We start from the raw sequence: 20,185 nt of genomic DNA, 5'->3' as shown, positions 1-20,185 counted from the left end.
GGGGGGCCTGCTCCGCGGCTCGGGGGTGTAACCCGGGGCCATTCCCGGGCGGGTGGCTCTCGGACGAGGCTTCCGGCCGGGGTGACGGCCCGGGAGCCTGCCCGGCGGGGCGGCTCGGCCTCCGGGGATGTAACGACCGTCGGGCCGGGGCCATTCCCGGGGACGGCGGGGTGCCCGTCGCTCGGGGATGTAACGACGACCGGGCCGGGCCGATTCCCCGACCTGCCGTGGCGGCCGGTGTTCGGCGCTCGACCCTGATGCCTGGGCGGTCAACCATGTACAACGCCCCGCGCCCGCCACCGATTCCACCCTCACGATGGCACCGACCACACCCACGCCCCGGAACCGAACCGGATATAGGGCACCAAACCACCTACCCTCAGTGCGATGGCCCGGCGGGTTGCGGGAAGAGGGCCGCGAAATGCCGGCATCGAACGCCAGCCGCCACAGATCCACCCGGCCGCGCGCGATCTTGCAATTTAGTGCCTGGCAAACCTCGCAAAGCTGGCATCTCAGGGGCGGTAAGTGCAAGATCGCGCGGGCGGGGACGTGGGCATCGGCGTGGGCGTCAGCTCGGGTGCGGGCGTCGGCGGCCCTCCCTGTGCGGGAGCCCTGCATACAGGAGGCGGCATGACGGATCGGCCCACCGGTGCAGGCCCCGCGCAGTGAGCAAGATCTTGGTACCGAATGGCCCCTATGGGGGCACTTCCGTACCAAGATCTGCCACGGCTTTCAGTTTGTGGGACAGAGTTCGCAGCAGGTGGGAAGCTCGCCCGTCAGTGGCACGTGATGGGTGTCAAACCGGTGCGGAGACACCCATGGGGTTCCACTCGGGCCCCACGGCGAGCAGCGCCGGACGGCGGACGGCGGACGAAGCAGCGGAAGTCAGGGACGGGGGGCGGCGTCGGTGGTGCTGGAGCCGTCCAGCGCGGCCAGGATCGCCTCGGCCGTACGCCTGCCCACCCCGGGCACCTCGGTGATCTCCTCCACCGTGGCGGACGACAGCCGCTTCAGCGAGCCGAAGTGCCGCAGCAGCGCCTTGCGGCGTACCTCGCCGAGGCCGGGGACGTTGTCCAGCGCGGATTCGGTCATCCGCTTGGAGCGCCGCTGGCGGTGGAACGTGATGGCGAAGCGGTGCGCCTCGTCGCGTACGCGTTGGAGCAGGTAGAGCGCCTCGGAGGTGCGCGGCAGGATCACCGGGAACTCGTCGTCGGGCAGCCAGACCTCCTCCAGCCGCTTGGCCAGCCCACAGAGCGCCACGTCGTCGATGCCCAGCTCGGCGAGCGCCTTCGCGGCGGCGGCGACCTGGGGCGGGCCGCCGTCGACCACGACGAGCTGCGGCGGATACGCGAACTTGCGCGGCCGCCCGGTGGTCGGGTCGATGCCGGGCCGGTCGGGGTCGGAGGCGGTCTCCTCGCCCAGCTCACCGGTTTCGGCGCGGGCGTCGAGGTAGCGGGCGAAGCGCCGCCGCAGCACCTCGGACATGGCCGACAGGTCGTCGGTGGCGCCGCGCACGATGAACCGGCGGTACTCGCTCTTGCGCGGCAGTCCGTCCTCGAACACGACCATGCTGGCTACCACGTCGGTGCCCTGGATCTGGGACACGTCGAAGCACTCGATGCGCAGCGGCGACGTGTTCATGCCGAGCGCGTCGGCGATCTCGTCGAGCGCCTGGCTGCGGGTGGTCAGGTCACCGGCCCGCTTGAGCTTGTGCCGGGCCAGCGCGTCCTTGGCGTTGCGTTCGACGGTCTCCAGCAGGGACCGCTTGTCGCCGCGCTGCGGCACCCGCAGCGACACCCGGCTGCCCCGGCGGGCGGTGAGCCACTCGGCGAGCGCGTCGGCGTCGCCTGGTAGCTCGGGCACGAGCAGTTCGCGGGGCACGTCGGCCTCGCCCTGCTCACCGCCGTACACCTGGGTGCAGAAGTGGTGTACGAGGTCGCCGGTGGTCAGCTCCTCGGTCTTCTCCACCACCCAGCCGCGCTGGCCGCGCACCCGGCCGCCGCGGACGTGGAAGACCTGCACGGCGGCTTCGAGCGGGTCGTCGGCGAAGGCGACCACGTCGGCGTCGGTGCCGTCGCCGAGCACCACCGTCTGCTTCTCCATCGCCCGGCGCAGCGCCGCGACGTCGTCACGCAGCCGGGCGGCCCGCTCGAACTCCAGCTGCTCACTGGCGTCGAGCATCTCCTTCTCGAGCCGCCGGACCATGGTGTCGGTGCGGCCGGCCATGAAGTCGCAGAAGCCGTCGACGATCTCCCGGTGCCGTTCGGCGGTGACGCTGCCGACGCACGGCGCGGAGCACTTGCCGATGTAGCCGAGCAGGCAGGGCCGGCCGACCTGCCCGGCCCGCTTGAACACCCCGGACGAGCAGGTGCGTGCCGGGAAGACCCGCAGCAGCAGGTCGAGCGTCTCGCGGATCGCCCAGGCGTGGGAGTACGGCCCGAAGTAGCGCACACCCTTGCGCTTCACCCCGCGCATGACCTGCAACCGGGGGTATTCCTCGTCGAGCGTGACCGCGAGGTAGGGGTACGACTTGTCGTCGCGGTAGCGGACGTTGAACCGGGGGTCGTACTGCTTGATCCAGGTGTATTCCTGCTGGAGCGCCTCGACCTCGGTGGCGACGGTGATCCAGTCGACCGACTCGGCGGTGAACACCATCTGCCGGGTGCGCTGGTGCAGGCCGACCGGGTCGGCGAAGTAGGAGTTGAGCCGGCTGCGCAGGTTGCGCGCCTTGCCGACGTAGATCACCCGGCCGGTGCCGTCGCGGAAGCGGTAGACCCCTGGCGACTCCGGGATGGTGCCGGGCGCGGGACGGTAGGTCGAGGGGTCAGCCACGGTGTCAAGCCTAGTCCGCACCCCTGACACCCGACCGGAGCCGCGCCCCCGCCGACCACCGGCCGACGGGGGCGCGGAACAGGTCAAGCCAGCTTGATCTGGTCGCCGTCGACCTTGATCTCCTTCGCCGCGAGCGGCTTGGTGGCCGGGCCGCCCTTCACCGAGCCGTCGACGATCGAGAACCGGCTGTTGTGGCAGGTGCAGTTGATCGTGCCGCCGTCGACGTTCGACACCGGGCAGCGCTGGTGCGTGCAGATCGGGTCGAACGCCTTGAACTGGCCGGCCTCGGGCTGGGTGATCACCACGCCCTGGCTGGCGAAGACGGCACCGCCGCCGACCGGGATGTCCGAGGTGCGCGCCAGCGCGCTGCCGCCGTCCCGGTCGCCGCCGCCGGCGTCGCCGGTCGCGGTGGCGCCGGGCGGGCCGCCGCTGGTCGGGGCGAGCCCGGGGGACGCGTCGTCGTCGCTGCCGCAGCCCGCGAGCACCACGGCCGCGCCGAGCGCTCCGGCTCCGGCGAGCAGGGTACGGCGACTCTGGGTGACCGGTCGGGTCAGCGCCTGATCATCACTCATGTCCGGCCTTTCTCTCGGCTTACTGCGGAAACACGCACCAGCGTGGGGCACGGTTCATACTGGCGCGTCACAGGCCGGGCATTCGCTGCCCGGCCTGTGAAAACGCGTACCGGATGGGTCAGCGCGCCCCGGCGGGGACCTTGCGGGCGCGCGACTTGGCGCTGCCGTTGGCCTTGGCCGCCCGGGTGGTGGCCGCCTTGGCGCCCTTGGCCTCGCCGTCGAGCTTGAGGATCGGCCGCAGGAACTGCCCGGTGTGGCTCGCCGGCACCTCGGCGACCTCCTCCGGCGTGCCGGTGGCGATGACGGTGCCGCCCCGGTGACCGCCCTCCGGCCCCATGTCGATGAGCCAGTCGGCCGTCTTGATCACGTCGAGGTTGTGCTCGATGGTGATGACCGTGTTGCCCTTGTCGACCAGGCCCTCCAGCACCATCAGCAGCTTGCGGATGTCCTCGAAGTGCAGGCCGGTGGTGGGCTCGTCGAGCACGTAGACGGTACGGCCGGTGGAGCGCTTCTGGAGTTCGGAGGCGAGCTTGACGCGCTGCGCCTCGCCGCCGGACAGCGTCGGCGCGGGCTGGCCGAGCCGGACGTAGCCGAGGCCGACGTCGACGAGCGTCCGGAGGTGCCGGTGGATGGCCGGGATGGCGGAGAAGAACTCGGCCGCCTCCTCGATCGGCATGTCCAGCACCTCGGCGACCGTCTTGCCCTTGTAGTGCACCTCCAGCGTCTCGCGGTTGTAGCGCGCGCCCTTGCACACCTCACAGGGGACGTAGACGTCCGGCAGGAAGTTCATCTCGATCTTGATGGTGCCGTCGCCGGAGCACGCCTCGCAGCGCCCGCCCTTGACGTTGAACGAGAACCGGCCCGGGCCGTACCCGCGGACCTTGGCCTCGGTGGTCTCGGCGAAGAGCTTGCGGATGTGGTCCCAGACGCCGGTGTAGGTGGCGGGGTTGGAGCGCGGCGTCCGCCCGATCGGCGACTGGTCCACGCCGACGACCTTGTCCACGTTCTCCAGGCCGGTGATCCGGGTGTGCCGGCCGGGCACCAGCCGGGCGCCGTTGATCTGGTTGGCCAGCACGGTGTAGAGAATGTCGTTCACCAGCGTCGACTTGCCCGAGCCGCTGACGCCGGTGACGGCGATGAGCTGGCCGAGCGGGAAGCTCACGGTGAGGTTGCGCAGGTTGTGCTCGCGCGCGCCGTGCACCACCAGCTCGCGGCCCGGGGTCTGCGGCCGGCGGGTGGCCGGCGTCGGGATGGACTTGCGCCCGGACAGGTACGCCCCGGTGACCGACTCGGTGTTGTCGAGCAGCGCCGGCACCGACCCGCTGTGCACGATCTCGCCGCCGTGCTCGCCCGCGCCCGGGCCGATGTCGACGATCCAGTCCGCCACCCGGATGGTGTCCTCGTCGTGCTCGACCACGATCAGCGTGTTGCCCAGCCCGCGCAGCCGCAGCAGCGTCTCGATGAGCCGGTGGTTGTCCCGCTGGTGCAGGCCGATCGACGGCTCGTCGAGCACGTAGAGCACACCGACCAGGCCGGAGCCGATCTGGGTGGCCAGCCGGATGCGCTGGGCCTCACCGCCGGAGAGCGTGCCGGCCGGGCGGTCCAGCGAGAGGTAGTCCAGACCGACGTCGAGCAGGAACTTCAGCCGGGCGTTGATCTCCTTGAGGACCCGCTCGGCGATCATCTTCTGCCGGTCGGTCAGCTCGATGCCGGCCAGCAGGTCGGCCGCCTCGCCGACGGAGAGGTTGCAGACCTCGGCGATGCTCTTGCCGGCCAGCGTGACCGCGAGCACCTCCGGCTTGAGCCGGGTACCGCCGCAGGCCGCGCAGGGCACGTCCCGCATGTAGCCCTCGTACTTCTCCCGGGACCACTCCGATTCGGTGTCGGTGTGCCGGCGCTCGATCCACTGCACCACGCCCTCGAAGCCGGTGTAGTAGGAGCGCTCGCGGCCGTACTTGTTGCGGTAGCGCACGTGCACCTGGTCGTCGGAGCCGTGCAGGATCGTCTTCTGTGCCCGCGACGGCAGCGCCCGCCACGGCGTGTCGATGTCGAAGTGCTCGGCCTCGCCGAGCGCCTCCAGCAGCCGCAGGAAGTATTCGAGGTTGTGCCCGGTGGCCCAGGGCTGGATCGCGCCGTCGCGCAGCGTGCGCTCCGGGTCGGGGATGACCAGTTCGGGGTCCACCTCCTTCTTGGTGCCGAGGCCGGTGCACTCCGGGCAGGCGCCGTAGGGGGCGTTGAAGGAGAAGACGCGGGGTTCCAGGTCCTCGATGGCGAGCGGGTGGTCGTTCGGGCAGGCCAGGTGCTCGGAGTAGCGGCGCTCCCGGGCCGGGTCGTCCTCCGGCAGGTCGACGAAGTCGAGCAGCACCAGGCCGCCGGAGAGGCCGAGCGCGGCCTCGACCGAGTCGGTCAGCCGCTGCTTGGCGCTGGGCTTGACGCTGAGCCGGTCGATCACCACCTCGATGGTGTGCTTCTCCTGCTTCTTGAGCTTCGGCGGCTCGGTCAGCGGGTGCACCACGCCGTCGACCCGGGCCCGGGCGTAGCCCTTGGACTGGAGCTCGGCGAACAGGTCGACGTACTCGCCCTTGCGGCCGCGCACCACCGGCGCCAGCACCATGAACCGGGTGCCCTCGGCCATGGCCAGGACCCGGTCGACGATCTGCTGCGGGCTCTGCTTGGAGATCCGCTCGCCGCAGATCGGGCAGTGCGGCTCGCCGATGCGGGCGAACAGCAGGCGGAGGTAGTCGTAGACCTCGGTGATCGTGCCGACGGTGGAGCGCGGGTTGCGCGAGGTGGACTTCTGGTCGATGGAGACGGCGGGACTGAGGCCCTCGATGAAGTCGACGTCGGGCTTGTCCATCTGGCCGAGGAACTGCCGGGCGTACGACGACAGCGACTCGACGTAGCGGCGCTGCCCCTCGGCGAAGATGGTGTCGAACGCCAGGCTCGACTTGCCCGAACCGGAGAGCCCGGTGAAGACGATCAGGGCGTCCCGGGGCAGGTCGAGACTGACGTCACGCAGGTTGTGCTCGCGCGCGCCACGGATGATCAGTCGGTCGGCCACGGTGCGTGTGCTCCCGGAAGAAAGATATGAGGCGGATCTGTGCACCAGACGCCGGGTCTGGGTGGTTTTCACAGGTTGTCGGGGCGCAGAAAAGACGCCTCGGCAACTCTAGCCCCGACGTATGACAACTTCCGTCGCGCGAACATTCCCCCAGCTCAGGCCGGTCGGGCGCGAACCACGCAGGTCGGCCCGACCGGGGCCCGGGCCGGTTCAGAATGCCCCGGGAGCGGGCGGGGTCGCCGGACGCCCGGTGCGTCGCCGCCCGCCCCGCCAGCCACCCCGCCGTTCGGCCGCCAGCCGGGCCGCGCGCCGGCCGCTCTCGTGCTCGATCTCCCGCTGCAGCCGGCGCCAGCTCTCCCAGCGGCGCACCGGCAGTTCCCCGTCCTCCAGCGCCTCCCGCACCGCGCAGCCCGGCTCGGCGTCGTGGGCGCAGTCGCCGTACCGGCAGCCGGCGGCCAGCTCGGTGATGTCGGCGAACGCCCGGTCCAGGCCGGACGCGCCGTCGAGCAGGCCGACCGCCCGTACGCCGGGGGTGTCCAGCACCGCTCCCCCACCCGGCAGCGGCACCAGCGACCGCCAGGTGGTGGTGTGCCGGCCCTTGCCGTCGACGCGGCGGATCGCCTGGGTGCGCATCACGTCGGCTCCGGCCAGCGCGTTGACCAGGCTCGACTTGCCGGCGCCGGAGGGGCCGAGCAGGCCGAGCGTGCGTCCCGGGGCGACGTGCCGGCGCAGCGGCGCCAGGCCGGTGCCCCGCTCGGCGCTGACCGGCAGGACCGGCACCCCGGGCGCGAGGTCGGCCAGCTGCCGGGCCACCGCCGCCGGGTCGGCGGCCAGGTCGGCCTTGGTCAGCACGACGAGCGGCTCCGCCCCGGATTCGTGCACCAGGGAGAGCAGCCGTTCGATCCGCGCGGCGTCCGGTTCCGGGTGCACCGGCTCGACCACCGCGGCGGCGTCGAGGTTGGCGGCCAGCACCTGGCCGCTGGCGTCCTTGCCCGCGGTACGCCGCACCAGGGCGGTACGCCGCGGCAGCACCGCCTCCACCGTGACCGGGCCGTCGGGCCAGGTGGACAGCAGTACCCAGTCGCCCGCGCAGGGCAGCGCGGTCAGGTCGCGGGCGGCGGCGGACAGCACGCCGCCGCCGAGGCTGGCCCGCACCGGCCCCTGCGGGCACAGCACGGTGCAGACGCCCCGGTCCACCCGGGCGACCCGCCCGTGACGGTGGCCGGCACGCCGGTCGAGATGGGCCGCCCAGCCGGCGTCCCAGCCGAGGGCGGTCAGATCGAGAGTCATGGTGTCCTCATCGGTGTCGAGGGGAGGTACGGCGGAACACACGCGTTGCGACCGGCATGCGCACCACCTCCCCTCCGACTCCCGGTGCCGCGTTCGCGACGACGTGGACCCCGGCGCGTCCGGCGCCGGCGGCGATGTCGTCGGCCCCGACGGTAGGTGGCACGACGACGCGCCGAAAGCGATTTCCCCCCGGGCACGGCCCGGTCCGGCCCGCTAGGGTCGGACGCGTGAGAACGAGATGACGAGCGACCCCCTGCTGCTGACCGGCGCGCTGGCCGAGGCGAACGACCGGCTGCTGCGTACCGTGTCCGGCCTGACCGCCGCGGACGTCGCGGCGCCCTCGCTGCTGCCGGGCTGGACCCGCGCGCACGTGCTCACCCACCTGGCCCGCAACGCCGACGGGTTCGTCAACCTGCTCACCTCGGCGCGCACCGGCGAGGAGATCCCGATGTACGCCTCGGCGCAGGCCCGCGCCGACGACATCGACGCCGGCGCCGGCCGCGGACCGGCCGACCTGCTGGACGACGTACGCCGCAGCGGCCAGCGCTTCGACGCGGCGGTCGCCGCGATGCCCGTGGAGGCCTGGGGCGCCACGGTGCAGACCCGGCGCGGCCCGTGGCCGGCGGCGATGCTGGTCTGGGGCCGGCTGCGCGAGGTCGAGGTGCACCACGTCGACCTGGCGGCCGGGTACCGGCCCGCGGACTGGCCGGAGGCGTTCGCCCAGCGGCTGCTGCACGAGGTGGTGACCGGGCTGGCCGGCAACCCGGCCGCACCCGCCATGGTGCTGCGTTTCGACGGCGCGGCGTCCGAACTCGTCGTGGGTGACCCCGAGGGGGCGCCCACGGTCACCGGCCCCGCGCCGGAACTCGCCGCCTGGCTGACCGGCCGGGGCGCGGGCGAGCTGCTCACCGTCGAACCCGACGGCCCTCTGCCGAACCCACCGGAATGGATCTGAACATCGTCATGACCTACACCGGAGACGTCACGCCCGGCGGTCCGCCGGCCGTGCGCGAGCTCGACCGGCTCACCGTCACCAAGCTGTCGGTGGGCCCGATGGACAACAACGCCTATCTGCTGCGCTGCAACGCCACCGGCGAGCAGGTGCTGATCGACGCCGCGAACGAGGCGCCGCGCCTGCTGGAGCTGGTCGGCGACGGTGGTCTGGCCGCCGTGGTGACCACGCACCAGCACATGGACCACTGGGTCGCGCTGGAGGAGGTGGTGGCCAAGACCGGGGCGCGCGCGCTGGTGCACGCCGACGACGCCGAGGGTCTGCCCATCGAGGCCGAGCGGCTCGGCGACGGCGACACGGTGCCGGTCGGCGACTGCGCGCTGGAGGTCATCCACCTGCGCGGGCACACGCCGGGCTCGATCGCGCTGCTCTACCGCGACCCGGCCGGCACCCCGCATCTTTTCACCGGCGACTCGCTGTTCCCCGGTGGTGTAGGGAACACGGACCAGGACCCGGAGCGTTTCGGCCGGCTCATCGACGACGTCGAGGCCAAGCTCTTCGACCGGCTGCCGGACGACACCTGGTTCTACCCCGGCCACGGCAAGGACAGCACCATCGGCGCCGAGCGGCCCGCGTTGCCGCAGTGGCGCGCCCGCGGCTGGTGAGCACGCCCGGTCCGGCCTCCCCCGTGACGGCCGGACCGGGCGCGGTCAGCCGGTGACCGCCCGCAGCCGGCGCCGGGTGGCGAGCAGCACCGGACCGGCCAGCAGCAGCCCGACCGCCATGGTCAGCACCGTCGGGTTGAGCGCACCGGGCAGCAGGCCGGTCAGCGTCCGCGCGGCGAGCCCCAGCGCCACGTAGAGCCCGGCCCACGCGGTGGCCCCCAGCGCCGCGCAGGCCAGGAACCGCCGGTACGACATCCGCAGCCCGCCGGCGGCCAGCGGCAGCAGCGCGTTGAACACCGGCAGGAACGGCGCCACCAGCACGATCCGTCCGCCGCCGCGGTGCAGCAGCGTCTCGGCGGCGGCCCAGCGGGACTCGCCGATCCAGCCGCCCACCCGGCTGTCCCGCAGCCGCCCGCCCCAGCGCCGGCCGGCGAAGAAGCTCAGCGACCAGCCGGCCAGGCAGCCCGCGACCACCGCCGCGACGGTGAGCGCCCCGCCGGCCGGACGACCCGCGCCGACCGCGGCCAGGACCGCGGCGTCGCCGGGCACCAGCACCCCGATCAGGGGTACGGCGTCGGCGAGCATGACCACGCCGAGCAGCCCCATCAGCAGGATGGTGGGCAGCTCACCGGCGGCGGCCGCGATCTCGTTCATGAGCTGCACGCTATGCCCCGGCGGCACGCCGGCACATCGGGCATGATCCCCCAGTGGTCCCCGACACCCGCCCGGGCGGACCCTTAGGGTCAGCGGGGTCGCAGCACCTGCACCCGGCGTACCGGGGAGTCGACCGAAGGTTCGGTGGTCGGCACCGGATAGCTGGCCACCAGCTCCAGTCCGTCCGGCGGCAGGTGGCCCCGGTCCGGGTCGCCGACCAGCACCTGCACGCCGTGCGCGGCGCACCGTCGCAGGTAGGGCAGGACCCGGGCGGCCAGGCCCGCGTCGTAGAGCGCGTCCCCGGCCACCAGCAGGTCGGCGGCGGCCACCCCGTCGAGCAGGTCGGCGCCGTCGGCGGCGACCCGGACCCGGTTGGCCCGGGCGTTGACGGTGACCGCCGCCACCGCGTACGGGTCGATGTCGTTGGCGACCACCTGGTCGGCCCCGGCGAGTGCGGCGGCGATGGCGACCAGCCCCGATCCGGCGCCCAGGTCGAGCACCCTCCGCCCGGCGACCAGTTCGGGGTGGTCCAGCAGGTGCCGGGCCAGCGCCTGGCCACCGGCCCAGACCGACGCCCAGTACGGCGGCGGCAGCGACCGCCCGGCGGCGGCCTCCATCCGGGCCCACCACAGGATGGCGTCCTCGGCCAGGTGCAGGCGTACCTCCGGCACGAACGGCGTACCGACCAGGCGCAGGCGGTCCGGGCCCCCGCCGGGTGCCGCGATCTCCTGCTCCAGGTCGGCCAGAGCCGTCTGCCTGTTCATCGGGGCAAGCATGCCGTGCCCGGCCCGGCGGCGGGCTCTTTTTCCGGTCGCGCACGTATTCACGGGCGCGCCGCGCGCTTCCGGCAGCGAATTCCGGTCCGGACGGTTACTGTCGGGGTGGTACAGGGCGATCACCGGCCGCGGAGCCGGTGCTCGCTCGCATTGAACAGGGAGAGACGCATGGCAACCGGCACGGTCAAGTGGTTCAACTCGGAAAAGGGCTTCGGCTTCATCGAGCAGGACGGCGGAGGCCCGGACGTGTTCGTCCACTACTCGGCCATCCAGAGCAGTGGCTACCGCGAGCTGAACGAGGGCCAGAAGGTCGAGTTCGAGGTGACCCAGGGGCAGAAGGGCCCGCAGGCGGACAACGTTCGTCCGATGTAACGCGTGCCGGTGGCGGCGGTCGGGCTCCGACCGCCGCCGCAGTGCATCATCAGGACGGCGCGGTCGGCAGGTCGCGCCGTCTCCGTAGTGGCCCGGCCAGCAGGATCAGCGGGGTCAGCGCCAGCCAGGCGGTCATCACCCGGATCGCGCCGCCCGGCCCCCACGCCGCGCCCAGCGCTCCGGCGAGCAGGGCGGCCAGCGGAATCGTCCCGTAGTTGAGCAGATGCATGCTCACCGTGACGCGGCCGAGCAGCCGGTGCGGCGTGTACGTCTGCCGGAAGCTGCCCTTGACCACGTTGCCGAAGGCGACGCCGAGGCTCACCAGCACCCCGCCGAGCACCAGCCAGCCGGTGCGCGCGCCCGGGCCGGCGAGCGGGATCAGCAGCGCGGGCGGGCCGGTCAGGGCGCCGGCGACGAGAAGCGTGCGGGCGCTGCCGAGCCGGCGGGACAGGCGCGCGGCCAGCGCGGCGCCGATCACGCCACCCAGGCTGGCGAGTCCGATCAGGAGGCCGACCAGCCCGGCGGGCAGCTCGGCCGAGCGGACCAGGAACACCACGAGCACCGCCTGGTAGCCGGTGAGCCCGATGTTGCTCGCTGCCCCGAAGACCGTCAGCACCCGCAGGTACGGGTCGCGCACGACGAACCGCAGCCCGGCGGCGACCTCCCGGCGCAGCGACGCCGTACCGGCGGGACGGTGCGGCCGGGCCTCGACGGCGCGGATGCGGCGCAGGCACAGCGCGGAGAACAGGAAGCTCAGCGCGTCCAGCGCCACCGCTGCCACCGCGCCGACGATCTGAGCGACCAGACCGGCCAGACCGGGCCCGACGAGGTAGCTCGCCGTCTGGGTGGCGTGCAGCCGGGCGTTGGCCTCGGGCACCTGCTCGGGACGCAGCAGCGTGGGCAGGTAGACCTGGTCGGCGGTCTCGAAGAACACCCGGGCCAGCCCGGCGCCGAGCGCCACGACCAGCAGGTGGCCGACGGTGAGCAGTCCGAGCAGGGCCGCCACCGGCACGCTCGCGAACAGCGCGGCGCCGGCCAGGTCGGCGGCGATCATCACGGGCCGGCGGCGGACGCGGTCGACCCACGCTCCGACCGGCAGGCCGGCGAGCAGCCACGGCAGCCACGCGGCCGCGGTGAGCACCGCCACCTGGAACGTGGTCGCGTCGAGCACCGCGACCGCCACCAGCGGCAGCGCCACGACTGTCATGTTGCTGCCCACGGCGCTGACCGTGTGGGCGGTCCAGAGCAGCCGGAAGTCGCGGTGCCGGAACAGACCGCCGCGCGGCGGGGCGGGGCGCTCGGACGGGCGCGCGGGGGCGGTCACCACGGGCACCCCGGTACGGCGTTCGCGGCCGGCGCCGGAACGCTGTGGGCGGTCACGGACGGCCCGGGACGCCGTGGGCGAACACGAAGACCGGTTCGCGGCGCTGCCCGTCGTCGGGCACCGGCCGGTCGGCCCATCGGGTGAGCAGGGCGATCACCTCGCGGCCGAGCGCCTCCAACTCGTCCGGGGTCAGGTGCAGCCAGTGGTCGGTGCTGAACGGTGCGTCGTTCCACGCGGCGTGCGTCTCGTCGGACGCGGTGTGCCAGGCCCGCACCAGCTCGGTGTGCCGCGCCAGGTTGAGCGAGCCGGCGGCCTCGACGACCACCCGGGTGGACGGGTCGTCGCCGAAGTCGGACTCGGACCAGCGCACGCCCCGGCTGCGGGGCTTCCACCAGCGTTCCCGGCGGTCGCGGGCCAGCTCGGGCGCCTCGACCAGCAGGTCGGCGGCGGCGAGCACCTTGAGGTGGTGGCTCACGTTCGCCGGCGCCTGGTCGGTGTGCTCGGCGAGCATGCCGACGGTGCACGGGCCGTACACCTTGAGCACGTCCATGAGCCGGCGACGCAGTGGGTGGGCGAGCGCGGCGAGCACCCGCGAGTCGGTGACCTGGCGGACGGTGTGCTGTTCCATGCGGGGAGTCTGGCATCTGCAAGAGCTGTTGCGCAACACCTCTTGCCGAATTGGCCGGACCGCGGCGCCGCGACGCGAGGGTCGCGGCGCCGGACGGTCAGGCGGTCAGCCGGCGGGACAGTTCGTCGGCCACGTCCCGGGCGATCTGCGGCGGGATGGCCTCGGCGATCTTCTCCGGCGGCAGCCCGGCCAGCACCCCGGAGACGATCTGTTCCTCGTCGGTGAAGTCCTTGCCGGACAACTCGTTCACCTGCGCCACCAGCGCCGGCCACGCGCGCAGCATCGCCAGCATCTGCTGCAACGGCGAGTTCGCCATCGGCGGGTTGACCAGGCCGGTGGTGTTCACCGGCGAGATGAGCCAGTTGCGCAGGTTCTGCAGGTCGGCCAGGACGTCGCCGACCGTACGGCCCTTCGAGCCGGTGTTGCCGATGAGCTTGTCGGTCTGTTCCATGTCGTCCTCCGGTTTCACGACGGCGATCATCCCGATCGCGGTGAGGTAGCGGCGGAACAGCGGGGTCTGGTCCCGCCCCGCCTTTGTGGAGTCGCGGAAGAAGCTGAAGTGGGTGTGGAACAGGTGACTGCTGTCACCGCTGGTCCGCCGGCCCAGCCGGTCCCAGCGGCGCACCGTCCGCCCGTCCGGGGAGTAGATGATCTCCCGGATGTCCCGGGTGTCGGCCGCGTTCGCCGCGCACTGCGCCACCATCCAGGCGGAGAAGGTCCGCAGGTTGTGCGTCCCGCCACCGGAGCGGACGGAGAACGTGCCGACGTCCAGCGCCGACGCGTACAGCGTGAGCCCGGACCGGTCCCGGCTGGACTCCACCACCGAGTAGTCGTTCGTGACGACCCGGTCGGAGCCGCAGTGGTAGCCGCCGCGATGGTTGACGTCGCCGACGATGCCGACCTCCGCCGGCTCCAGGTCGTCGGCGCGTACGGCCTTCTTGTCGACGTTGAGGTAGGTGAGTAACAGGTTCCGGACGGCCAGCAGGTTCGCCGGGGCCGACGTCATGGCAGCTCCCCTTCCGATCGATGACCGGCGAGGGCACGACAATCACACCGCGTGATGACATGCGATCCGCGGACGCGCCCCGCCGGATAACTGCACGGCACCGGGCACTTGCTCCGAGCTTAACCACGGTTAGGCGAAAGTGCCCAGCTCAGAGGCGGTTTTTTGAACTATCAGCCCGCTGTGGACGGTGCCGGCACGAGCGGCAGCACCAACGCCGAGGGATGCTCACGATCGTGGAGGACCTCCCGCCAGCCAGCACGGAGGGTCACAGCGGTGCCGAGTGGCTCGCCGGTGCCGGGGTTGCGCGCGTAGCGGGGATGGGCGCCGCCGGAGACCTGCACCCGCAGCCGGTGCCCGGACGCGAAGCGGTACGCCGTCGGCCAGAGCGTCACCGGCACGGTGACCACTCCGGACGGATCGCGCGGGAACCGCCCGGGCTCGACGCGGACCAGGCCGTCGCAGACGTTCCAGGAGCGTCCGCGCCGGTCCACGTCGCACAGACGCACGAACACGTCCAGGTACGACAGTTCGCTGCGCAGGTGGATCTCGGCGCGTACCGGCCCGGCCACCTCGACCGGGTCACGCAACGGCTCGCTGGTGTAGGTGAGCACGTCGGGGCGGGCCTCGACCGGCCGGTTGTCCACCGCGCCGGCCCGCTGGGCGACAAGCAGCGGGCCACCGAGCGACGGGGTGGGGTCGGCCGGGTCGTACCAGATCCGGTCCGGCGCGCCGCGCTCCTGCGGCTCCGGGGCCAGCCCTCCCGCGGAGCGCAGGTGCCACCGGGCGGGCGTGGCCGGTGGCGGCCAGTCCGGCAGGTCACGCCAGCCGCCGCCGGCGCCGCCGACGTGCACCCGCACCGGCGCGCGTTCCGGCCCGGGCCGCCCGGCCAGGTGGGTGTCGAGCCAGTCCAGGCCCTCCCGCAGCGAGGCCAGGAGCAGCCCGGGGCTGCCGTGCGTCCACGGCCCGACGACCAGGCGGGTCCGCGCCCCGGCGGCCCGCAGGCGGGCGTAGTCGTCGAGCTGGGCCGGCAGGAAGATGTCCTGCCAGCCGCTGACCATGGCGACCGGCGCGTGGACCTCGGTGATCCGGTCGCCGAAGACCCGGGTACGCCAGTAGTCGGCGTCTGGGGTGTGGTGGCGCAGCCACTCCTGGAAGAACGGCACCGTCACGCCGGTGGCGACCCGGTCGGCCTCGGCCAGCGGCAGGTGCGCCAGGGCGCGGGCGAGCCGGGGCTGGCCGCGCTTGAGTTCCCACTGCCGGGCCAGCCAGGGCACCGTCTGCGCCTGGAGCAGCTCGGCCCAGGTGAGCACCGTGTCCAGCGCGAACGACTCCCCCGCGTACGTCGAGTCGCGGGTGGCCGACGCGGTCACCACGGCGACCATAGCGCGCAGCTCGTCGCCCGCCTCGGCGGCGAGCGCCCACTGCACGAAGCCCTGGTAGCTGGCGCCGAACATGCCGAACGCGCCGGTCCACCACCGCTGGCGGCGCAGCCAGTCCAGCGTGTCCAGGCCGTCCTCGCGCTCGTGCACGAGCGGGGCGAACTCGCCGCCGGAGCCGAACGTGCCGCGGCACGACTGGATCACCACGTGGAAGCCCCGCTCGGCGATCAGGCGGCCCAGCAGCCGGACCGGCCCGCCCCGCCCGTACGGGGTGCGGATCAGCACGCACGGCGCGGCGGGCAGGCCGGGCGCGTAGTGGTCGGTGCGCAGCGTCACGCCGTCGCGTACCCGGACCGGGATGTCCCGGGTGACGGCGACCCGCCCGGTGCGGGCGGCGGGCAGTCGCAGCGCCGCGGTGGCGGCCCGGGTGACCAGCCGCATGATCAGTCGGCCGGGCCGGAGGCGGCGCCGCGACGGGGGGCGGCGCGGATCTCGTCCCGGTGGGTCCGCATGGAGTGCACCATCTCGGCCATGAACCGGTGCACCACCGCCAGTTCGTCGTCGCTGAAGCGCTCCATCACCTCGTCGGTACGGCGACCCAGCGGACCGAAGAAGCTCTGCGCGAGCGTGGCGCCGCGGTCGGCGTAGTGCAGGAGGATCTTGCGGCGGTCGGCGGTGTCCCGGTCGCGCCGGATGTGGCCGCCGCGTTCCAGCCGGTCGACGAGCGCGGTCACCGAGCCGGAGGAGAGGTTGAGCGCCTCGCCGAGCCGGCCGGGGGTGATCGGGTCGCCCACCAGCTCGGCCTCCATGACCGCGATCAGGGCGTACAGGTCGGTGGCGTTGAGGCCGTGCAGGCCGGCGAACGCGTGCCCGATGTGCTGCGCGTCGACCGAGTAACGACGCAGGTCGTTGGTGATGTCGGCCACCATGCGACCGCGTGGGTCGTCGCGTCGCCGGTACATCCTGTGCGCCGCCACCGCTTGCCGCCACCCCCTGTCGAACAGTTCCGGTTGCAGCATAGAACCACCCCGGATAATCTCGCTCATCAAGATACTCGTTAAGAGAGAATCCCCCGCGACCAATATGTGAGGGCATCAGATGTCTCTGTTCACCCGCGTCGTCCGGGGCCGGCTGGCCGCCTGGCTCACGCTGGCCGCCGCGCTCGTCGTCGGCGTGGTCGCCTTCGGACTGCCGAAGCCGGACAATCCGGCGCCCGTCTCCGACACCGGCCTGTCCGTGGAGTGGCAGTCGACACAGGTCGAGCGGCTCCAGGAGCAGTTGCCCTCCAAGGACGCCCAGACCGCCCTGGTGGTGGTCAGCCGCGCCGACGGGGGCCCGCTCAGCGGCGCGGACCGCAGCACGCTCGACGGCATCTCCGGCGACCTCGGCTCGCTCGCCGCCGGCGGGCGGGTCTCCCCCGCCCAGGTCTCCCCGGACGGCACCGTGGCGCTGGTCGCGGTGCCGCTGTCCACCGAGGGCGGGCCGTCGGCGGTGGTCGACGAGGTGGAGAAGCTCCGCGAGGCGGTCGGTGACCTGCCCGGCGAGCTGACCGTCGAGGTCACCGGCGGGCCCGCGTTCACCGCCGACCTGGGCAAGGTGTTCCAGGGCGCCGACACCACGCTGCTGCTGGTCACCGCCGCCGTGGTGGCGGTGCTGCTGCTCGTCACCTACCGCAGCCCGTTCCTGTGGCTGGTGCCGCTGCTGGTGGTGGGCGCGACCGAGCAGATCACGCTGCGCGTGGTGGAGTCCCTCGTACCGGCCTTCGGCATCTACCTGCCCAGCGGGCAGGTGACGGGCATCGCCAGCGTGCTGGTGTTCGGCGCCGCCACCAACTACGCGTTGCTGCTCATCGCCCGCTACCGCGAGGAGCTGCGCCGCGAGGAGGACCGGTTCGCCGCCATGCGGTCCGCGCTGCGCCGCACCGCCGAGCCGATCCTGGCCAGCGGCAGCACCGTCGTCCTCGGCGTGCTCACACTGCTGCTGTCCGAGCAGGAGACCAACCGGGCGCTCGCACTGGCCTGCGCCACCGGCGTGATCTTCGCCATGCTCTCCGCTCTGTTCGTGCTCCCCGCCGCCCTGCTGCTGTTCGGCCGGGGCCTGTTCTGGCCGTTCGTCCCCCGCGTCGGCAGCGCCGCCCGCGAGGGCCGGATCTGGGGCCGCCTCGGCGAGCTGGTCGTCCGCCGGCCGCTGCCGGTCGCCGCGCTCGCCGTCCTGCTGCTCGCCGGCCTCGCCCTCGGCGGCCTGGGCATCCGCACCGGGCTGTCCGAGACCGAGCAGTTCAGCGAGAAGCCGGAGGCGGTCGCCGGAGCGGAGACGCTCGCCCGGGCGTTCCCGGCCGGCAGCACCCAGCCGGTCGCGGTGCTCACCACCCCGCAGGCCGCCCAGGCCGTCCTCGCCGCGGCCGGCGGCGTCGACGGGGTCGCCTCGGCCCGGCCCGGCGCCGCCGGGGACCGGGTCGCCCAGATCGACGTGGTGCTCACCGCCGAGCCGGGCAGCGCCGCGTCCGACCGGGCCGTGGTGGCGCTGCGCGACGCCGTGTCCGCCGTACCGGACTCGGCACCGCCCGCCGTGGAGGGCGCGGACGCCCCCGACGGCGCCCTGGTCGGTGGTTCGGTCGCCGCGACGTACGACTCGAACGAGGCCAACACCAAGGACCTGCAGCTGATCCTGCCGCTCATCCTGCTGCTGGTCGGCGCGGTGCTGGTGCTGCTGCTGCGCGGGCTGCTGGCGCCGCTGCTGCTGGTGCTCACGGTCATCGGCTCGTTCTTCGCCAGCCTCGGCGCGGCCTGGCTGCTCTTCGACCACGTGCTGGACTTCCCGGCGCTGGACAGCGGGGTGCTGCTGCTCGCGTTCGTGTTCCTGGTCGCGCTCGGCGTCGACTACAACATCTTCCTGGTCACCCGGGCCCGGGAGGACGCCCGGCGCAGCGGCACCCGCGACGGCATGCTGTCGGCGCTGCGGGTCACCGGCGGCGTCATCACCAGCGCCGGCATCCTGCTGGCGGCGGTGTTCGCGGTGCTCGGCGTGCTGCCGCTGATCACGCTCACCCAGATCGGCATCATCGTCTGCATCGGCGTGCTGCTGGACACGCTGCTGGTCCGGACCGTCCTGGTGCCGGCGCTGGCGTTCCTGCTCGGCGACCGGTTCTGGTGGCCCGGACGGATCACCCGGGACGCCGACGCGTCAACCGGGGCGTCGGCCGAGCCGGTTCCCGCACGGGACTGAACCGGCGGGCGGGGGCCGGCGTACGCGCCGGCCCCCGCCCGATCGTCCGGTCGCTCAGAAGCTCAGGCACTCGCACTCGGTCATCAGCGCCCGCACGTTGCGCACGTACTGCGGGTTGGGGATGGCCAGCGGCTGGTCCTCCCGCGCCACCGCGCCGTGCCCGTAGTTGTAGGCGGCGATCACGGCGTTGAGCAGGCAGGAGTTCAGCTCGCTGGTGCACAGCGAGGCGTCGAGCCGGTAGTCGGACTCGAAGTACATGTCGCCGATGTACTTGGTCAGCCAGGCCAGGTAGGTGCCGCCCAGGTAGGCGTTGTCCCGGTAGGCGTCGATGTCGTACGACTGGCCGAACCGCTGGTTCATCCACTCCGCCGTGGCGGGCATGACCTGCATCAGCCCGACCCCGCCGTCACAGGCGATGATGTTGGACTGCCACCCGCTCTCCTGCCAGGCGGTGGCCTTCAGCAGCGCCGACGGGATGCGGATGTCCGGCGCCGAGGTCGGCCAGTAGGTACGCGCCGCGGCGTCGGCGAGCGCCGCCTTGACCTGGCTCTGGCTGGCCTTGGTGCCCCGGTAGGTCGGCTTGCAGCCGTCGTCCACCGGCTTCGGTGGCGCCGGTGGCACCTGGGTCTCGGTCGGCGGCTTCGGCCGGGCCAGCGGCGCCGTGGTCGTGCGGGTCGGCTTCGCCCGCGGCTTCGGTTTCGCCGACGCGCTCGGGCTGGGCCGACCGCCCATCGCCGCGACCGCCGCCGGCTCCTCGCTCGGCGCGTCGGCCGGCGCCTCCTGGGGTTGCTCCGCCGGCGCCGCCGTGGGCAGTTCCACGGCGACCTCCCGCACCGGCTGTTCCTGCTCGCCGCACGCCGTCAGCGTGGCCGCCGCGAACAGCGCCACCACCGTCACGGCCCACCGGCCGAGTCCTCGCCGCATCGGACCTCCCCGTAGTCCCCCGTCGGCGCACCCTAGCAAGGATCGACAGGTCCGGGGGGTACCCGCGACGCGGGCCGGCGCCGCCGGGGCCGGGGCGGCGACTCCGCCGGGACCGCGCCGGCCGGCCGATCACCGGGCTCGGCGTCGGCCGGACGCTCGTCGCGGTCCGCCAGCCGGTTCCGGGTCGCCCACGCCACCACGAACACGGTCGTCCAGGTGAGGCCGAGCAGGACCGCCGTGACGGTGCCGCTGGCCGTACTGAAGCCCAGGTAGAGCCGCGCGCCGGTGACAGTGACCACCCCCGCCGACGCGGCCGTCCACACCGCCGCGCCCACCGGCCAGCGGGCACCCCGCGACAGCAGCCAGGCGAGCGTGCCGAAACTCGCGGTCACCACCGCGTTCTGCGTCGGGAACAGGTCACCGGGGCGGTCCGGGCCGCCCGGACCGGTCAGGTCCGCGACGACGACGAGCAACACCAGCGGTACGGCGGCGCCGACAGTGCCCAGCACCCCGAGCGGGTCGGCC

16 protein-coding genes and 1 pseudogene are annotated in these 20,185 nt (G+C 73.3%); 4 read left to right on the top strand and 13 right to left on the bottom strand.

Translation table 11 applies throughout. The annotated features are described in order from the left end of the window. Window positions 1–885 precede the first annotated feature (885 nt). The 4 genes from uvrC to rsgA form a co-directional block, all read right to left on the bottom strand. Complete coding sequence (gene uvrC / locus EAD96_RS06250) at window positions 886–2,832, bottom strand: excinuclease ABC subunit UvrC (protein WP_121683575.1); 1,947 nt, start codon at window positions 2,830–2,832, stop codon at window positions 886–888. Window positions 2,833–2,915: 83 nt separating this feature from the next. Further along, the gene (locus tag EAD96_RS06245) at window positions 2,916–3,404 is read right to left on the bottom strand and encodes a Rieske (2Fe-2S) protein (RefSeq protein ID WP_121683574.1); all 489 of its coding nucleotides are present in this window, start codon (window positions 3,402–3,404) and stop codon (window positions 2,916–2,918) included. A 118-nt stretch (window positions 3,405–3,522) separates the two neighbouring features. Next, window positions 3,523–6,465, bottom strand: coding sequence for an excinuclease ABC subunit UvrA (gene uvrA, locus EAD96_RS06240; protein WP_121683573.1), 2,943 nt, complete (start codon window positions 6,463–6,465; stop codon window positions 3,523–3,525). A gap of 210 nt (window positions 6,466–6,675) precedes the next feature. Then, the gene (rsgA, locus tag EAD96_RS06235) at window positions 6,676–7,755 is read right to left on the bottom strand and encodes a ribosome small subunit-dependent GTPase A (RefSeq protein WP_121683572.1); all 1,080 of its coding nucleotides are present in this window, start codon (window positions 7,753–7,755) and stop codon (window positions 6,676–6,678) included. Between the two features lie 238 nt (window positions 7,756–7,993). Between rsgA and EAD96_RS06225 the strand changes: the two genes are divergently transcribed. Together EAD96_RS06225 and EAD96_RS06220 are read left to right on the top strand one after the other, a co-directional pair. Further along, the gene (locus EAD96_RS06225; RefSeq protein ID WP_091420456.1) at window positions 7,994–8,710 is read left to right on the top strand and encodes a maleylpyruvate isomerase family mycothiol-dependent enzyme; all 717 of its coding nucleotides are present in this window, start codon (window positions 7,994–7,996) and stop codon (window positions 8,708–8,710) included. Window positions 8,711–8,718: 8 nt separating this feature from the next. Beyond that, window positions 8,719–9,372 carry an MBL fold metallo-hydrolase gene (locus EAD96_RS06220; protein WP_121683578.1) on the top strand — a complete coding sequence of 218 codons (654 nt, stop codon included), beginning with the start codon at window positions 8,719–8,721 and terminating at the stop codon, window positions 9,370–9,372. A gap of 45 nt (window positions 9,373–9,417) precedes the next feature. On the opposite strand, the gene EAD96_RS06215 is transcribed toward EAD96_RS06220, so the two are convergent. Beyond that, window positions 9,418–10,026: a DedA family protein gene (locus EAD96_RS06215; RefSeq protein WP_120568910.1), complete on the bottom strand. Its 609-nt coding sequence runs from the start codon at window positions 10,024–10,026 to the stop codon at window positions 9,418–9,420. 89 nt (window positions 10,027–10,115) lie between these two features. Then, window positions 10,116–10,790, bottom strand: a complete 675-nt coding sequence (locus tag EAD96_RS06210; RefSeq protein ID WP_121683577.1) for a methyltransferase — start codon at window positions 10,788–10,790, stop codon at window positions 10,116–10,118. A gap of 180 nt (window positions 10,791–10,970) precedes the next feature. On the opposite strand from EAD96_RS06210, the gene EAD96_RS06205 reads away from it, so the two are divergent. Then, window positions 10,971–11,174, top strand: coding sequence for a cold-shock protein (locus EAD96_RS06205; RefSeq protein ID WP_013287480.1), 204 nt, complete (start codon window positions 10,971–10,973; stop codon window positions 11,172–11,174). A gap of 49 nt (window positions 11,175–11,223) precedes the next feature. Here EAD96_RS06205 and EAD96_RS06200 read toward each other — a convergent pair whose 3' ends face one another. The 5 genes from EAD96_RS06200 to EAD96_RS06180 all read right to left on the bottom strand — a co-directional run bounded on the left by EAD96_RS06200 (window position 11,224) and on the right by EAD96_RS06180 (window position 16,473). Beyond that, window positions 11,224–12,498, bottom strand: coding sequence for an MFS transporter (locus EAD96_RS06200; RefSeq protein ID WP_121683576.1), 1,275 nt, complete (start codon window positions 12,496–12,498; stop codon window positions 11,224–11,226). A 52-nt stretch (window positions 12,499–12,550) separates the two neighbouring features. Beyond that, entirely contained in the window at window positions 12,551–13,126 is a 576-nt protein-coding gene (locus EAD96_RS06195) for a helix-turn-helix transcriptional regulator (RefSeq protein WP_120568909.1), read from the bottom strand. Between the two features lie 97 nt (window positions 13,127–13,223). Then, a complete protein-coding gene (locus EAD96_RS06190) occupies window positions 13,224–14,132 on the bottom strand; it encodes a hypothetical protein (protein ID WP_120568908.1) in 909 nt (302 codons plus the stop codon). A 170-nt stretch (window positions 14,133–14,302) separates the two neighbouring features. Continuing rightward, window positions 14,303–15,958: a CocE/NonD family hydrolase gene (locus EAD96_RS06185; RefSeq protein WP_199733080.1), complete on the bottom strand. Its 1,656-nt coding sequence runs from the start codon at window positions 15,956–15,958 to the stop codon at window positions 14,303–14,305. Further along, window positions 15,955–16,473 carry a MarR family winged helix-turn-helix transcriptional regulator gene (locus EAD96_RS06180; RefSeq protein ID WP_091420471.1) on the bottom strand — a complete coding sequence of 173 codons (519 nt, stop codon included), beginning with the start codon at window positions 16,471–16,473 and terminating at the stop codon, window positions 15,955–15,957. The genes EAD96_RS06185 and EAD96_RS06180 overlap by 4 nt, the downstream gene beginning before the upstream one ends. A gap of 136 nt (window positions 16,474–16,609) precedes the next feature. Between EAD96_RS06180 and EAD96_RS06175 the strand changes: the two genes are divergently transcribed. After that, window positions 16,610–18,736, top strand: a complete 2,127-nt coding sequence (locus EAD96_RS06175; protein WP_121683569.1) for an MMPL family transporter — start codon at window positions 16,610–16,612, stop codon at window positions 18,734–18,736. A gap of 54 nt (window positions 18,737–18,790) precedes the next feature. Here EAD96_RS06175 and EAD96_RS06170 read toward each other — a convergent pair whose 3' ends face one another. Both EAD96_RS06170 and EAD96_RS06165 read right to left on the bottom strand, forming a co-directional pair. After that, window positions 18,791–19,660, bottom strand: coding sequence for a lytic transglycosylase domain-containing protein (locus tag EAD96_RS06170; RefSeq protein WP_121683568.1), 870 nt, complete (start codon window positions 19,658–19,660; stop codon window positions 18,791–18,793). A gap of 32 nt (window positions 19,661–19,692) precedes the next feature. Then, a pseudogene (locus EAD96_RS06165) lies at window positions 19,693–20,185 on the bottom strand (DedA family protein); the annotation flags it as partial.

It is taken from the genome of Micromonospora sp. BL1, from assembly GCF_003667485.1.
Taxonomy (GTDB): domain Bacteria; phylum Actinomycetota; class Actinomycetes; order Mycobacteriales; family Micromonosporaceae; genus Micromonospora; species Micromonospora tulbaghiae.
Note: the sequence above shows the minus strand (reverse complement) of the source record. Positions and strands in the feature narration are given on the sequence as shown.

What these genes read in the sequence shown, in the direction of transcription:
- EAD96_RS06170 (WP_121683568.1), bottom strand. Translation starts at nt 19,660, where the DNA reads ATGCGGCGAGGACTCGGCCGGTGGGCCGTGACGGTGGTGGCGCTGTTC.
- EAD96_RS06205 (WP_013287480.1), top strand. Translation starts at nt 10,971, where the DNA reads ATGGCAACCGGCACGGTCAAGTGGTTCAACTCGGAAAAGGGCTTCGGC.
- EAD96_RS06180 (WP_091420471.1), bottom strand. Translation starts at nt 16,473, where the DNA reads ATGTACCGGCGACGCGACGACCCACGCGGTCGCATGGTGGCCGACATC.
- EAD96_RS06245 (WP_121683574.1), bottom strand. Translation starts at nt 3,404, where the DNA reads ATGAGTGATGATCAGGCGCTGACCCGACCGGTCACCCAGAGTCGCCGT.
- EAD96_RS06190 (WP_120568908.1), bottom strand. Translation starts at nt 14,132, where the DNA reads ATGACGTCGGCCCCGGCGAACCTGCTGGCCGTCCGGAACCTGTTACTC.
- EAD96_RS06215 (WP_120568910.1), bottom strand. Translation starts at nt 10,026, where the DNA reads ATGAACGAGATCGCGGCCGCCGCCGGTGAGCTGCCCACCATCCTGCTG.
- rsgA (WP_121683572.1), bottom strand. Translation starts at nt 7,755, where the DNA reads ATGACTCTCGATCTGACCGCCCTCGGCTGGGACGCCGGCTGGGCGGCC.
- EAD96_RS06220 (WP_121683578.1), top strand. Translation starts at nt 8,719, where the DNA reads ATGACCTACACCGGAGACGTCACGCCCGGCGGTCCGCCGGCCGTGCGC.
- EAD96_RS06210 (WP_121683577.1), bottom strand. Translation starts at nt 10,790, where the DNA reads ATGAACAGGCAGACGGCTCTGGCCGACCTGGAGCAGGAGATCGCGGCA.
- EAD96_RS06195 (WP_120568909.1), bottom strand. Translation starts at nt 13,126, where the DNA reads ATGGAACAGCACACCGTCCGCCAGGTCACCGACTCGCGGGTGCTCGCC.
- EAD96_RS06175 (WP_121683569.1), top strand. Translation starts at nt 16,610, where the DNA reads ATGTCTCTGTTCACCCGCGTCGTCCGGGGCCGGCTGGCCGCCTGGCTC.
- EAD96_RS06225 (WP_091420456.1), top strand. Translation starts at nt 7,994, where the DNA reads ATGACGAGCGACCCCCTGCTGCTGACCGGCGCGCTGGCCGAGGCGAAC.